We start from the raw sequence: 14,083 nt of genomic DNA on the forward strand, positions 1-14,083 counted from the left end.
GGAACGTGCCGAGCGACTGCTCTGCGGCGCCGTGCCTGTGCCTGTCAAGACCAAGGCTCGAAGACATACCTACCGTCCTCACATTGATGCTCAAGATGGGACGACGTCGGCCCTGAACTGCGGAAGCTGAAGGTCCACCGTTCGGAGGAGTGCTACTCCGCGAAGTGCTACTTCAAGACGGCTGTGCTTGTGGCGGTGCCCGCGGTGACTTCGTCCGTCGGTGGTTCGCTGACGTCGACGAAGTCGCCGGTGTCCTGCGATTGTACCGTGCCCGCGGGCTTCCACTCGCGGCCGGGCACGTATGGGGAGGGCTCGTAGCCGGGGTGCCGACGCTTCTGCACGAAGAAGATCACGAGCCCGAGGACGACGCCGAGGATCGCGGCCCAGACATTGCTGCGCAGGCCAAGGATGATCTCGCTCGGATCGATTCGGATCGACTCCCACACGATGCGTCCAGCGCTGTACCAGACCAGGTACAGGCCGAACAGCCGCCCCCACTGCAGCCGGAACCTGTTTCCGACCCAGAGCAGGAACAGCACGCCGAGCGAGTTCCAGATCACTTCGTACAGGAAGGTCGGGTGGAACAGGGTGCCGGGGGCGAGACCGGGAGGGAACGCGGGGTTGTCGGCGTCGATCTCCAGGCCCCAGGGCAGGTCGGTGGGCAGGCCGTAGAGCTCCTGGTTGAACCAGTTGCCGAAGCGCCCCATGGCCTGTGCCAGCAGGAGGCCGGGGGCCAGGGCGTCAGCGAAGGTCCAGAAGCGGATGCCGGTCCACCGGCAGCCGAGCCATGCGCCGATCCCGCCGCCGATGAGGGCGCCGTAGATGGCGATGCCGCCCTCCCAGATGCGGAAGATCGCCCAGATGTCGGTGCCCTCCCCGAAGTAGAAGCCCGGGTGGGTGGCGACGTGGTAGATGCGTGCGCCGATGATCGCGAGCGGAACCGCGATCAGCGAGATGTCGATGACGACCCAGGGCTCGGCCCCCCGCTTGTTCAAGCGCCAGTTCGTGAGCAGCGTGGCCGCGATGATGCCGGCGATGATGCACAGCGCGTAGAAGTGGATGCGCAGCGGGCCGAGGTCGATGTAGCTGACCGACGGGCTGGGAATGCTGGCGAGCACGCCGTTCAGCGCGCTCGAGGGGGCGAACGTCATGCCCACGAGTCTAAGCGGGCCGTCGAGTGCCTGCAGCCAAGGCCCGCGCGGTCTCGGCGAGCCCCTCGATTCCCCCGTCGCGGAGGGCGCGGACCAGCGCGGTGCCCACGATCGCGCCGTCGGCGTACTCCAGCAGACCGGCTACCTGTTCTGCTGTGGAGATCCCGATTCCGACGCACGCGCGAAGGTCGCCCCTGCTGCGGGCACGCATCCGCTCGACGAGGCGCCGGGCGGCGGCATCCAATTCCGTCCGCTCCCCCGTGATGCCCATCGTCGAGACGGTGTACACGAATCCGGTGGAGGCCTCGATGATCATGTCGAGGCGCTCGTCGGTGGAGGTGGGCGCGGCCAGGAACACGCGGTCAAGCCCGGTGCGCTCGCTCGCGGCGATCCAGTCGGCCGCTGCATCCGGCGTGATGTCGGGCGTGATGAGTCCGGCGCCGCCGGCGTCGAGCAGATCGTCGGCATAGCGGTCGACGCCGTACTGCATGACCGGGTTCCAGTACGTCATCACCAGCACGGGCACATCAACGCGTCGCGTGATCTCACGCACGGCGGTGAAGGTGTCGCGCAGGCGGAATCCCCCGGCCAGCGCGGCCTGGGTCGCCTCCTGGATGACCGTGCCGTCCATCACCGGGTCGGAGTACGGCGGGCCGAGTTCGAGGATGTCGCCCCCACTCTCGGCGAGCGCGACGGCGGCGTCGATGCTGGTCTGCAGATCGGGGAAGCCGATGGGCAGATATCCGACGAACGCTCCGCGGCCGTCGGCGTGCGCGGCGTCGATCGCCGCTGCGACGCGGGACGCGGTCCGTGCGCTCACAGCTCCATTCCGTCGCCCTTGGCAGCCTCGGCGGATGCGGCGGCCGCGACGGCCTCCGCCGCGTCGGCGTCGTACAGCTCGAAATAGCGGGCCGCCGTGTCCATGTCCTTGTCGCCCCGCCCCGACAGGCAGATCGCGATGACCGCATCCGGTCCGAGTTCGGGCCCGATTCGCAGAGCGCCGGCCAGCGCATGCGCTGACTCGATCGCGGGGATGATCCCCTCGGTCTCCGACAGCAGGCGCAGGGCCTGCATCGCCTCGTCATCGGTCGCCGGGATGTAGTCGGCACGGCCGATCGATGCGAGCCACGCGTGCTCGGGGCCGACGCCCGGATAGTCCAATCCGGCAGAGATCGAGTGGGACTCGATCGTCTGGCCGTCCTCGTCCTGCAGCACGAAGGTCTTCGCACCGTGCAGCACGCCCGGCCGACCGCGCTCGATGGATGCCGCGTGCCGCGGGGTGTCGACGCCGTCGCCGGCCGCCTCGACGCCGTAGAGCTTGACGCCCTCGTCGTCCAGGAACGCATCGAACATGCCGATCGCGTTCGAGCCTCCGCCGACGCACGCGAACACGGCGTCCGGCAGGCGGCCGATCTCGTCGATGAGCTGCGCGCGGGCCTCTTCGCCGATGATGCGCTGGAAGTCGCGCACCATCGCCGGGAACGGATGCGGACCCGCCGCCGTCCCGAAGATGTAGTTGGTCGTCTCGACACTCGCCACCCAGTCACGGTATGCGTCGTTGATCGCGTCCTTCAATGTCCGTGAACCGGTCGTCACCGGAATGACCTCTGCGCCGAGCAGCCGCATGCGCGCCACATTCAGCGCCTGGCGCTGCGTGTCGACCTCGCCCATGTAGATCGTGCACTCGAAGCCGAACAGCGCCGCCGCCGTGGCGGTGGCCACGCCGTGCTGACCGGCTCCGGTCTCCGCGATCACGCGCGTCTTGCCGAGCCGCTTGGTCAGCAGAGCCTGGCCGAGCACGTTGTTGATCTTGTGCGAGCCGGTGTGGTTGAGGTCCTCGCGCTTGAGGAAGACCCGCCCGCCGCCGGCGTGAGCCGCGAATCGGGGCACTTCGGTGAGCGCAGAGGGGCGTCCGGCGTACGAGTGGAGCAGGCCTCGCAATTCGGCATCGAAGGCGGGATCGGCCATGGCCGCCTCGTACACGGCGGTCAGCTCGTCGATCGCCGCGATGAGCGATTCGGGCATGTAACGACCGCCGAACTCGCCGAAGTACGGCCCAGGGGCCTCGCGCAGGCTCACGCCGAATCTCCGTTCCGTCGCGCCTGCAGCTCGCTCGACGACCGCCGATTGCTCAGCACTTCGCATGATCCGGCCTCCAGGAACGCTGTCAGGGTGGCGACGGGGTCGCCTGTCACCAGGGCTTCGCCGATGAGCACGACATCAGCACCCGCGGCTCGATAGTGCGCGACATCGGCGGGTGTGAGCACGGCGGACTCCGCGATCCTGACCGCGTCATCCGGAATGGCGGCGGCCAGCCGGCCGAACAGGTCGCGATCGAGTTCGAATGTGGACAGATCGCGGGCGTTGACCCCGATGAGCTTCGCGCCGATGTCGGCAGCGCGCGCGACCTCGTCGGCGGAGTGGGTCTCGACGAGGGGTGTCATGCCGAGGTCGAGTGTGAGCGCGTGCAGGCGCGCGAGGAGATCCTGCTCGAGCGCGGCGACGATGAGCAGCACCAGGTCGGCGCCGGAGGCTCGGGCCTCGAGGACCTGGTACTCCGTCGCGATGAAGTCCTTGCGCAGCACCGGGAGGGTCACGGCGGCTCGCACCGCCTCGAGGTCGGCGAGGCTGCCCTTGAATCTGCGACCTTCGGTCAGCACCGAGATCGTGGAGGCGCCGCCCTGCTCGTAGAGCCGCGCCTGCAGCGCCGGGTCGGGGATCGCGGCGAGGTCACCGCGCGACGGGCTCGCGCGCTTGACCTCCGCGATGATCTTCACACGGTCGGCAGGGGCGAGGAAGGCGAGGGCGTCGCGCGGTGCGGGCATCGCGAGCGCCGCCTGTTCGACGGCTGCGAACGGGCGCTCCGAGGCGCGAGTCTCGGCATCCTGCACAGCGCCGGCCGTGAGGTCGGCGAGCATGCTCGGACTCACTGGCGTTCGCTCAGCATGAGTCGTCAATGCTCTTTCGGCGTGTACTTCGAGCCGTTGACGCCGTACCCGGCCCTGGCCATGCCCCACCCCACGAGCGCGCCGACCACGACGAGTCCGACGGAGGCCCACACCAGCCACGGGAGATCGAACCAGTACGCAAGGGTGCCGATCGCGATCGCGGCGAGCATGATGATGACGGCGGTCCAAGCGGCGGGCGAGTGTCCGTGGCCGGGGTCGCCGATGGGGTTGCTCATTGAAATTCCTCCGGGATAGCGCGAGTGCGGCAAGTCTAGCGGGGTCCGGCGGTCGGATCCGCGGTTGGGTCCGCGCCACGCGAGAGGTCATCCCACGAGTCGATCGCATCGTGAGGGCGGGATGCCGGGGCTCCGCCGTGCGGTTCGGCGGAGGCGACGGCATCCGCTTCGTAGCGACGTCCGCTCCTGCGCCACGCGCGGGCCGTGACGAGGATCGCGAGGCCTGCGGCGAGCAGGATGACCGTCGCCGTGAGCGTGACCGCGGGCCACGCGGTCGGGGTGATCGTGGCGACCAGTGCGTCCACGGCTTCGATGCCGGTGATGCCGGTCGACCCGGTGACCGTGGAGGCGACGGCCGAGACCGGCGTGGTGATCGCCACCTGCGCGCTCAGGAAGCCGAGGGTGGCCGCGATCGCGACGGTCAGGACGCCGAAGACATAGCGCAGCACCAGCCCGACGATCGACAGGGCCGCGCCGAGCGCCAGGACGGCGAGGCTGAGCGGTGCGAGAACCGGCACCGCGGCCGCTCCACTGACGGCGAGTTCGTGGCCCGCACCGTCGTCGAGCGTCGCCACCAGCCAGGTCTGGGTCGAGGAGATGATCCCGGTCGCGCCGACGGCCAGGACCGCGACGACCGAGAGCAGACGTGCGCGACGGATCACTCGTCCACCGTATGTCACGGCGCCGTGAGACAGCATGCGGCGCCGCCCTGAGCGGTCAGCACCCGCACCTCGTTCGAGGTCGTCCAGAAGCCCCAGTAATCCTGTCCGGAGCTTCGCACGGTATATCCCCCGAAACGCATGCCCTCCACCGACACCGGGACTCCGGCCCTGCGGATCGTGAGGTGCACGTGATCGAATGTCGCGCCGCCACCGCACGGCACGGTCCGGCCCACATCGCCGAGGTAGGTGCCTGCGGTGACGAACTGTCCCACGAGCTGATCCTGATAGTTGACGAGGTGGTAGTACGTCGACTGCCAGCCGTTCGCGTGGTTGATGCCGAGGTAGGAGGCCGATCCGCACTGCACCCGGTACACCGTGCCGTCCGCGATGGCGAGCACGCGCCGGTCGGCACCGGTCTGAGGGCCGAAGTCCAGCGATCCCCGCGCACCGACCGTGCCCCCGGAGTTCGCGTGCGGCGCCCCGGCCGCCCAGCTCTGGCCGGAGGCGAACGGCAGTCGCCACCGCGGTGCCGTGGCGCTGGACATGCTGGACCAGACGATCGCACCGCCCGGTGCCGTCAGCATCAGGTCCCCGTCGTTCTGCACGAGCAGTTCGCTCGCATCGGTTCCCGCGGTGCTGGACTCCCAGATGACTCGGCCGTCGACGCCGAACAGGACCGCGTTCCCGTCGTCGCGGATGCGCAGCGATCGCACCGTCGCGTCAGCGGCGCCGGAAGTCCACAGCGGCGTCGTGCCGCGGTAGATGCCGAATCGCCCGTCCGTGCCGACACACAGTTGATGGCTCGCGTCCGGCGACGCGAGACACGTCCCGGCGCGCACCTCGGTGGCTCGTGTGAGGCGCCCACCGGATGCCTGCGGGAAGTCGCTGCTGAGGAAGGCCACCTGGTCTCGGACCGTCGCGGAGACGGAGGCCTCGCCCCCGAGGATGACGATCTTGGAGGGCTTCAGCCTGCGGAGTTCATCCGCGACGGGAGTGGGCAGACCGCCCGCCTGAGTGAGGAGCACCGGCCCGCCGAGCGTGCCGGCCGCCGGTGCGCCTGCGAGTGCGTCTGCGAAGATCAGTCCGTTGGCCACGAACGCGATCGGGGCACCGGTCGGGAAGGCCTCGGTGCTGATGGCGATCGCCGTCGAGTACCGATCCGCGCCGGACCAGCGGGAGACCTCTCCGGTCGTCAGCGCCGCGAGCTGCGATCGGACCTGTTCGCTGACCGAAGCCGCGCCGCCCAGGATCACGATCTTCGCCGGAGCGAGCCGGCGCAGTTCCTCCATCGTCGCGCCGGGAAGGGCGTCGGGCTGAGTCAGCAGGACGGGGCCGCCAAGCTGCCCGGCGACGGGTGCGCCGGCGAGCGCGTCGGCGAACACGAGTCCGCTGGCCACGAATGCGACCGGGCTCGCGACGGGGAACGACTCCGCACTGATGACGGCGGAGGTCGCGTATCGATCAGGCCCCGACCATCGCACGATCTCGGTGGAGATCAATGCGCGCACCTCGTCCTCCACGGCGGTGCTCACCGAGGCTTCGCCCCCGAGGATGATCACCTTCGCAGGAGCAAGGCGGCGCAGTTCGTCGGCGACGGGCGTGGGCAGACCGGCGACCTGGGTCAGCAGGACCGGTCCGCCGAGGCGAGTGGCCGCAGGCGCACCCGAGAGCGCATCCGAGAACTCCAGGCCGTTCGTGAGGAATGCGACAGGGGCCCCGCCTGGGAAGGACTGGGCGCTGATCGTCGACGACGTCGCGTATCTGTCGTGACCTGCCCATCGGGTGACTTCCGCGGATGCCGCACGGGCGGGAGAGCCGGACGAGATGAGTCCCGCGACCGCGACCAGGAGGGCGATGACCATGACGGCGATCCTCCTGCGCGCGATCGTCATGCCCGCTCGTCCTCCTGCGTGACGACCGTCGGATCGAGGTCGTCCGCATCGAAGCAGGTCCGCGTGCCGGTGTGGCACGCGGGGCCGATCTGGTCGACTTCCAGCAGGATCGCATCGCCGTCGCAGTCCAGCCGCGCCCCTCGGACGAGTTGGATGTTGCCGGACGTGTCACCCTTGCGCCAGTACTCCTGACGCGATCGGGACCAGAACGTCACCCGGCCGCTGGTGAGCGTGCGCCGAAGTGCCTCGGCATCCATCCAGCCCAGCATGAGCACTTCCCGGGTGTCCCATTGCTGCACGATCGCGGCGACGAGTCCGTCTGCCGTGAAGGTCACGCGAGCGATCCGCTCGTCCACGGTCTCTGTCACTTCGTGCCCTCCGCTCGCTGAGTGCGCGGCATCATCGCACCTCGATCCCTTCGGCGCTCATCGCGGTCTTGACATCGCCGATCGTCAGCTGCCCGGAGTGGAACACGCTCGCTGCGAGCACGGCATCCGCCCCTGCGGCGATCGCCGGGGCGAAGTCCCCGGCGCTGCCTGCGCCGCCCGATGCGATCACGGGGACGCTCGAGACCTCCCGCATGAGAGCCACGAGCTCGAGGTCGAACCCCTCCTTGGTGCCGTCGGCGTCGATCGAGTTGACGAGGAGCTCGCCGGCGCCGCGCTCGATCGCCTCGCGCGCCCACTCGAGGGCATCCAAGGAGGTGAGCGTGCGGCCGCCGTGGGTCGTGACGACGAAGCCCGAGTGCGTCGCGGCCGAGCGTCTCACATCGAGCGAGAGCACCAGCACCTGCGCGCCGAACCGGTCGGCGATGTCGTCGATCAGGTCGGGCCGGGCGATCGCCGCCGAGTTGACGCCGACCTTGTCGGCGCCGACGCCGAGCAGTCGCGCGACGTCCTCCGCCGAACGCACCCCTCCCCCGACCGTGAGCGGGATGAAGACCTCCTCGGCGGTGCGTCGGACGACGTCGTAGGTCGTCGCCCGCTCGTCCACCGTCGCGGTGACATCCAGGAACGTGAGTTCATCCGCGCCCTGCGCGAAGTACTCGCGCGCGAGCTCGACCGGGTCGCCCATGTCGCGGAGGTTCTCGAAGTTGACGCCCTTGACGACGCGCCCGCCGGTGACGTCGAGGCACGGGATCACGCGGCAGACGAGAGCCATGACTACAGCCGTGCGTTGTGGATCGCCGTCACGAGGATCGCTCGCGCGCCGATCGCGTAGAGGGCGTCCATGACCTGATTGACGTCCTTGCGCGGACTCATCACCCGGACGGCGACCCACGCGGGGTCGCGCAGTGGCGAGATCGTCGGAGACTCGATTCCTGGCGCGATCGCCACCGCGGCGTCGATGAGGTTCGCAGGCAGGTCGTAGTCGATCAGCACATAGCGACGGGCCACCATCACGCCGCGCAGCCGCCGCAGCAGGGTCTGCGTCCCGTCGGCAGGCGTGGGGGCCTCGATCAGCACCGCCTCGGACTGCAGGATCACCGGCCCGAAGATCTCGAGGCCTGCCTGCTTGAGCGTCGTGCCTGTCGAGACCACGTCGGCGACCGCGTCGGCCACGCCCAGGCGGACGGCGGACTCGACGGCGCCGTCGAGCGGGACCAGGTCGACCGCCACGCCGCGCTCGTCCAGGAATCCGTCCACCAGGCCCGGGTAGGCGGTCGCGACGCGGACCCCCTCGAGGTCCTCGACCGAGCTGAAGCTCCCGGGGGGCGCCGCGAAGCGGAAGGTCGACTCGCCGAAGCCCAGCGCCTCGATCTCCTTCGCACCGGGCATCCGCGCGTCCAGCAGCAGATCACGCCCGGTGATTCCGACATCGAGTGCGCCGGATCCCACGTAGGTGGCGATGTCCTTCGGACGGAGGTAGAAGAATTCGACCTCGTTCTCGGGGTCGATGACGTGGAGGTCCTTCGGGTCGCGGCGACCGACGTATCCGGCTTCCTGGAGCATCTCGGAGGCGGTGTCGGCGAGCGACCCCTTGTTCGGCACGGCGATTCGCAGCATGGCGGGGTGGCTTTCGGATTCGGGGTTCGGCGGGCGGAGCTCAGAGATGTCGGTAGACGTCTTCGAGGGTGAGACCCTTCGCGAGCATCAGCACCTGCAGGTGGTACAGCAGCTGCGAGATCTCCTCGGCCGCGGCATCCGTCGACTCGTACTCGGCCGCCATCCAGACTTCGGCGGCCTCCTCGACGATCTTCTTGCCGATCGCGTGCACGCCGGCGTCCAGCTGTGCGACGGTACCCGATCCCTCGGGTCGCTCGAGCGCCTTCGCGGAGAGCTCGGCGAACAGCGCATCGAACGTTTTCACTTTGCCAGGGTATCGAACCGCGGACACCCTCCGGCGCCCGCCGTCGCGTCGGTCGTCCGATGTCCTCGCACTCAGTGGACGATGATGCTCAGCACGATCACGAGCATTCCGAGTCCGGTCGTGGCCAGCACGCCGGCGATCCGCCACGGCCAGGGACTGCGGTTGCGGGCGGCGTTCGCGTAGCCGATGGCGGCCAGGAGCACGATTCCGCTGCCCAGGGCGAGATAGTACGCCGTGTACTCCTCGACGACGTCCAGGACGGCGAGCAGGAGCAGTGAGGCGGGGATCAGCATCGCGACGAGCATCCCGTACGTGTGCCGGATGCCGCGCACGAGGGCGGTCCGCAGCACCAGAGGGGTTTCCGTGGCCCTGCTCGCGACGACGGCGGCATAGATGTGCGCAAGCCAGAAGACGAACACGGTGCCCACGACGAACAGCAGCACCTCGAGGTCGGTGTCGTCCTCCCACCCGACCGCGATCAGGGCGGTGACCAGCACGATGCCGTACACGCCGTGCTCGCCGCTGTACGCGTCGAGCACGTGGCGGGCGGGTTTGGCGGTCACCGCGCGCAGACGGTCGGTCGTCGTCGGAGGCTTCTTCACGGCCGGCTCCTCGCCGGGCGATGTGTCGGATTCCATGAGGCTCCTTCCGGGCGCTCCCCGTGGATCAGTGCTGATGGTGGCGGACGGCACTCGCGCGCAGTGCCGAGATCGCTGCATCGGGGTCGGCCGCGCCGAAGACCGCCGAGCCCGCGACGAACGTATCGGCACCCGCCTCGGCGGCCTGCGCGATCGTGGACTCGCTGATCCCGCCGTCGACCTGCAGCCAGATCGACGACCCGCGCGAGCGCGCCTCATCCGCGAGGAGCCGCAGCTTGGGCATCGTCTCCGGCATGAAGGACTGCCCACCGAACCCCGGCTCGACTGTCATCACGAGGATCTGGTCGAACTCGTCGAGGACGTCGAACAGCCCCTCGATCTGCGTCGCCGGCTTGACGGCCAGTCCCGCGCGTGCGCCGATCGCGCGGAGGCGGCGGGCCAGGGCGATCGGCTCCGTCGCCGCTTCCAGGTGGAAGGTGACCGAGGCGGCACCGAGTTCGGCGTATTCGGGCGCCCACCGTTCGGGCTCGTCGATCATGAGGTGCACATCCAGGGGCACCGGGCTCGTCGCCTGGATGCGCCCGACCATCTGCGGTCCGAAGGTGAGATTGGGCACGAAGTGGTTGTCCATCACGTCGACGTGCACGAAGTCCGCGCCGTCGATCCGCGCCAGTTCGCTCTCGACATTCGCGAAATCGGCCGCGAGGATGCTCGGGTTGATGCGCATGCCGGTCACCGTACCGGCACGGCTCTGCTCTCGACTGTCCTCTGGGCTGCGCACGCGTCCATTATGGTCGAGCCGTGGACCCCATCACGGCGTTGCTCGAGAAGGTGCTGATCGAGATCGGACCGCACGATTCTGGCGAGCCGGCTTCCTACATCCCCGAACTCGCCGAATCCGATCCGAACCTGCTCGCGTTCGGAGTGGTCGGTCCCCGCGGCCGGGTCATGACGGTCGGCGATGACGGCGCGGAATTCACGATCCAGTCGATGTCGAAGCCGTTCGTGCTCGCACTGGCGCTGCACACGTTCGGGCGCGAAGCAGTCTTCGCCCGAGTGGGAGCCGAGCCCAGCGGCGAGCCGTTCAACGCGATCAGTCTCGAGGCGGGGACCGGGCGACCCGCCAATCCGATGGTCAACGCCGGCGCGATCGCCACCACCTCGCTGATCCCCGGCGCCGACATCGACGAACGCACCGCCGCGATCGTCGCCATGATGTCGGCATTCGCGGGTCGATCGCTCTGGATCGACGAGTCCGTGTACGCGTCCGAGTCGGCCACAGGCGATCGCAATCGCGCCCTCGCCCATCTGCTGAAGTCGTACGGCATCGTCGAGGGGTCCGTGCACGATGCCGTCGAGACCTACTTCCGGCAGTGCTCGGTGCTCGTCACCGTGCGCGATCTGGCGGTCATGGCAGCGACGCTCGCCTTCGGAGGTCGCAACCCCGTCACGCGCGAGCGGGTCGTCTCCGAACGGGTGGCGCGCGACGTGACCTCGATCATGGCGAGCTGCGGCATGTACGACTTCTCCGGCGAATGGATGCTGCGCGTCGGCCTTCCGGCCAAGAGCGGCGTCAGCGGCGGTGTGATGGCGGTGGCGCCGTCGCAGTTCGGTGTCGCCGCGTTCAGCCCGCGGCTGGACGCCCACGGCAACAGCGTGCGCGCGCAGGCCATCGTCGCGATGCTCTCGGACCGGTTCGGAATGCATCTGCTGGAGCCGCACGAGAGCATCGCAGCGCCGGGCATCTCGGTGCAGGAGTCCGCGGCGGGCCCGGTCGTCCGCCTGGGCGGCGAGCTCGGCTTCGCAGGCGCCGAGCGCGTGCTGTCGATGCTGCGGGAGATCGTCACCGCGGCGCCGAACGCCGCGGTGATCACGGTCGATGCGGCTGAACTCGCCCGCTCGCACCCTGCCGCGGTCATGGTGCTGCAGACGGAGATCGACAGCATGGCGCCGAGGGTGCGTCTGCTGCAGTGACGGCATCGCCCGCGGGACGAGTCAGGGGCGCCGCAGGAGCGTGATCGACATCGCATCCGTGTTGTGACGGTGCGGCCACAGCTGTGCGCGACCGGAGCCATCGTTCTGTGGGGGCAGCCCGGGATCGGCGACGGCGAGGTCTCTGACGACCGCGCGCGCATCGAGCTCCTCGATCGCGCCGCCGAACTCGCGGCGGACCTCGCCGACGACGCCGGCCGTCTCGGCCAGGTGCGGAGAGCAGGTGACATACGCCACGATTCCGCCCGGCCGGAGACCGCCGATCGCCGCGATGAGCAGCTCCCCCTGCAGCTGAGTCAGCTCCGGCACGTCGGCCGGTGATTTGCGCCACCGCGCCTCCGGTCGACGTCGCAGCGCACCGAGCCCCGTGCAGGGCGCATCCACGAGGATCCTGTCGTATCCGCCGGCACCCGCCCGCGTGCGCCCGTCCTCCTCCGAGACCGGCACCTCGAGCGGAACTCCGGCGATCGCCTGCCGGACGAGTCCGGCTCGGGCCGGGGAGACCTCGTTCGCCTCGAGTCGCGCGCCGCCCTGCAGCGCCTCCGCTGCGAGCACCGCAGTCTTGCCTCCGGGGCCGGCGCACAGGTCGAGCCACCGCTCGCCCTCCCGGACGGGAAGTGCGCGGGTGAGCGCGAGTGCTGCCAGCTGCGATCCCTCGTCCTGCACGCGCAGCGTGCCGCCCGACTCCCGGACGAGCCGCTCGGGGTCACCGCCGCCGAGGCGGAACCCCAGCGGCGAGTACGGCGTGTGCCGTGCGTCATCCGGAACGTCGGCCAGCCCGGGAAGGGCGGCCATCGTCACGCGCGGCGACGCGTTGTCGGCGGTCAGCAGCGCCTCCAGCTCATCCGCGCGCCCCTCCGCCGCGAGGGCGCGCCGGAATGCCCGCACGATCCACACCGGGTGCGAGAACACCAGACCGAGGCGCTCGTCATCCGACCGCGCGCTCGCCGCGACCCGCGCCATCCACTCCCCCGGCGTGTCGCGGGAGATCCGCCGCAGCACGGCGTTCGCGAACCCGGCCGCTCCGCGGCTGCCGGCGCTCCGCGCCAATTCGACCGACTCGTTGACGGCCGCGTGCGAGGCGACGCGCGTGGACAGCAGCTGATGGGCGCCCAGGCGAAGCGCATCGAGGACGGCCGAATCGATCTCGTGGACGGGGCGGTCGGCGGCGATCTCGATCACGGCGTCGTAGGTGCCCTGGCGGCGCAGCGTGCCGTAGGTCAGCTCGGTGGCCAGACCGGCATCGGCGGTGTCCAGTCCTGCGCGGGCGATCGCTCTCGGCAGCAGCAGGTTCGCGTAGGCGTCCGACTCGTTGACCGCACGGATCGTCTCGAACGCGACGCGACGGGAGGTGTTCGCGGAGCTCATGGCTCGAACCTCGTGGGCGCTCCCTCGCGGCGACCGCGCCACCAGTCCGCGGCCTGCATGGGCCCCTTGCCTGCCGGCTGCACGCGGTCCAGGACGACGGCGTCGGTCGCCGTGCCGACGATCACGTCGCGACCGAGGGCGGACAGCGCACCGGGCTCGAGGCGCGGTGCATCGGCGGGTGCGGCCCGCGCGGTCAGCACCTTGACCCGGGAGCCGTCCAGCGTCGTGTGCGCGCCGGGCTCAGGGGTCACCCCGCGCACCCGCGCCAGCACCGCCTCCCGCGACTCGGCCCATCGGATGCGCCCGTCGTCGTCGCCGAGCTTCAGCGCGGGCGTCGGCTCACCTGCCTGGGGCACGGCGACGGCCGTTCCCCGGGCGATCGCGTCGACCACCTCCTCCAGCAGCTCGGCGCCGTCGACCGACAGCGCCGAGAGCACGTCTCCGGCGGTGGCGCCGTCGGGAACCGGGTACTCGCGCTCCGCGAAGACGTCGCCCGCGTCGAGCGCAGGAACGAGCTGGAACACCGACGCACCGGTCACGGGGTCACCCGCGATGAGTGCATGCTGCACGGGCGCCGCGCCGCGCCATCGGGGAAGCAGCGAGAAGTGCAGGTTGATCCACCCGTGCGCGGGCGTGGACAGCAGCGGCTCGCGCACCAGGCCGCCGTACGCGACGATGACTCCGAGGTCCGGGCGGAGGGCTCCGATGCGCGCGGTCGCGTCCGCATCCATTCGATCCGTCCGGATCGTCTCGATGCCGAGTTCGTCCGCCGCGACGGCGACCGGCGACGGGGTGATCACCCGTTTGCGGCCGACCGGCGCGTCGCGGCGGGTGATCGCCGCGATGACGTCGTGATCGGATGCCGCGAGCAGGCGCAACGACGGAACCGCGGCATCGGGTGTGCCGGCGAAAACGAGGCGCATGG

General features: G+C 70.0%; 16 protein-coding genes. 1 reads left to right on the top strand and 15 read right to left on the bottom strand.

The window, feature by feature from the left end:
• Nucleotides 1-167: 167 nt before the first annotated feature.
• From lgt to rpe, 13 genes are all read right to left on the bottom strand, one after another.
• Nucleotides 168-1,151: a prolipoprotein diacylglyceryl transferase gene (gene lgt / locus BM349_RS09180; protein ID WP_091706416.1), complete on the bottom strand. Its 984-nt coding sequence runs from the start codon at nt 1,149-1,151 to the stop codon at nt 168-170.
• A 10-nt stretch (nt 1,152-1,161) separates the two neighbouring features.
• The gene (trpA, locus tag BM349_RS09185) at nt 1,162-1,971 is read right to left on the bottom strand and encodes a tryptophan synthase subunit alpha (RefSeq protein WP_091706418.1); all 810 of its coding nucleotides are present in this window, start codon (nt 1,969-1,971) and stop codon (nt 1,162-1,164) included.
• A complete protein-coding gene (gene trpB / locus BM349_RS09190; RefSeq protein WP_091706421.1) occupies nt 1,968-3,230 on the bottom strand; it encodes a tryptophan synthase subunit beta in 1,263 nt (420 codons plus the stop codon). The genes trpA and trpB overlap by 4 nt, the downstream gene beginning before the upstream one ends.
• Nucleotides 3,227-4,069, bottom strand: coding sequence for an indole-3-glycerol phosphate synthase TrpC (trpC, locus tag BM349_RS09195; RefSeq protein ID WP_091706424.1), 843 nt, complete (start codon nt 4,067-4,069; stop codon nt 3,227-3,229). Before trpC ends, trpB begins: the two co-directional genes overlap by 4 nt.
• A 35-nt stretch (nt 4,070-4,104) precedes the next feature.
• On the bottom strand, nt 4,105-4,335 hold the full coding sequence (locus tag BM349_RS09200; protein WP_091706427.1) for a DUF6704 family protein: 231 nt from the start codon (nt 4,333-4,335) through the stop codon (nt 4,105-4,107).
• Between the two features lie 35 nt (nt 4,336-4,370).
• Entirely contained in the window at nt 4,371-4,997 is a 627-nt protein-coding gene (locus tag BM349_RS09205) for a Trp biosynthesis-associated membrane protein (RefSeq protein ID WP_254773805.1), read from the bottom strand.
• 14 nt (nt 4,998-5,011) lie between these two features.
• On the bottom strand, nt 5,012-6,889 hold the full coding sequence (locus tag BM349_RS09210) for a cell wall-binding repeat-containing protein (protein WP_091706431.1): 1,878 nt from the start codon (nt 6,887-6,889) through the stop codon (nt 5,012-5,014).
• Entirely contained in the window at nt 6,886-7,257 is a 372-nt protein-coding gene (gene hisI / locus BM349_RS09215; protein ID WP_091706433.1) for a phosphoribosyl-AMP cyclohydrolase, read from the bottom strand. Before hisI ends, BM349_RS09210 begins: the two co-directional genes overlap by 4 nt.
• 31 nt (nt 7,258-7,288) lie before the next feature.
• Complete coding sequence (gene hisF / locus BM349_RS09220) at nt 7,289-8,050, bottom strand: imidazole glycerol phosphate synthase subunit HisF (RefSeq protein WP_091706436.1); 762 nt, start codon at nt 8,048-8,050, stop codon at nt 7,289-7,291.
• A gap of 2 nt (nt 8,051-8,052) precedes the next feature.
• A complete protein-coding gene (gene hisG / locus BM349_RS09225; protein ID WP_091706438.1) occupies nt 8,053-8,895 on the bottom strand; it encodes an ATP phosphoribosyltransferase in 843 nt (280 codons plus the stop codon).
• A 40-nt stretch (nt 8,896-8,935) separates the two neighbouring features.
• Nucleotides 8,936-9,199 carry a phosphoribosyl-ATP diphosphatase gene (locus BM349_RS09230; protein WP_091706441.1) on the bottom strand — a complete coding sequence of 88 codons (264 nt, stop codon included), beginning with the start codon at nt 9,197-9,199 and terminating at the stop codon, nt 8,936-8,938.
• 71 nt (nt 9,200-9,270) lie between these two features.
• On the bottom strand, nt 9,271-9,837 hold the full coding sequence (locus tag BM349_RS09235; RefSeq protein ID WP_091706444.1) for a hypothetical protein: 567 nt from the start codon (nt 9,835-9,837) through the stop codon (nt 9,271-9,273).
• Nucleotides 9,838-9,865: 28 nt separating this feature from the next.
• Nucleotides 9,866-10,525 carry a ribulose-phosphate 3-epimerase gene (gene rpe, locus BM349_RS09240; protein ID WP_091707226.1) on the bottom strand — a complete coding sequence of 220 codons (660 nt, stop codon included), beginning with the start codon at nt 10,523-10,525 and terminating at the stop codon, nt 9,866-9,868.
• Nucleotides 10,526-10,599: 74 nt separating this feature from the next.
• Here rpe and glsA point away from each other — a divergent pair, with 74 nt between their 5' ends.
• Nucleotides 10,600-11,772, top strand: a complete 1,173-nt coding sequence (gene glsA / locus BM349_RS09245; RefSeq protein WP_091706446.1) for a glutaminase A — start codon at nt 10,600-10,602, stop codon at nt 11,770-11,772.
• A gap of 21 nt (nt 11,773-11,793) precedes the next feature.
• Here glsA and BM349_RS09250 read toward each other — a convergent pair whose 3' ends face one another.
• Nucleotides 11,794-13,158, bottom strand: a complete 1,365-nt coding sequence (locus tag BM349_RS09250; RefSeq protein ID WP_091706449.1) for an RsmB/NOP family class I SAM-dependent RNA methyltransferase — start codon at nt 13,156-13,158, stop codon at nt 11,794-11,796.
• Nucleotides 13,155-14,081 carry a methionyl-tRNA formyltransferase gene (gene fmt / locus BM349_RS09255; protein WP_091706452.1) on the bottom strand — a complete coding sequence of 309 codons (927 nt, stop codon included), beginning with the start codon at nt 14,079-14,081 and terminating at the stop codon, nt 13,155-13,157. The genes BM349_RS09250 and fmt overlap by 4 nt, the downstream gene beginning before the upstream one ends.
• Between the last annotated feature and the right edge of the window lie 2 nt (nt 14,082-14,083).

It is taken from the genome of Microbacterium sp. cf046, assembly GCF_900114345.1.
Classification (GTDB): Bacteria; Actinomycetota; Actinomycetes; order Actinomycetales; family Microbacteriaceae; genus Microbacterium.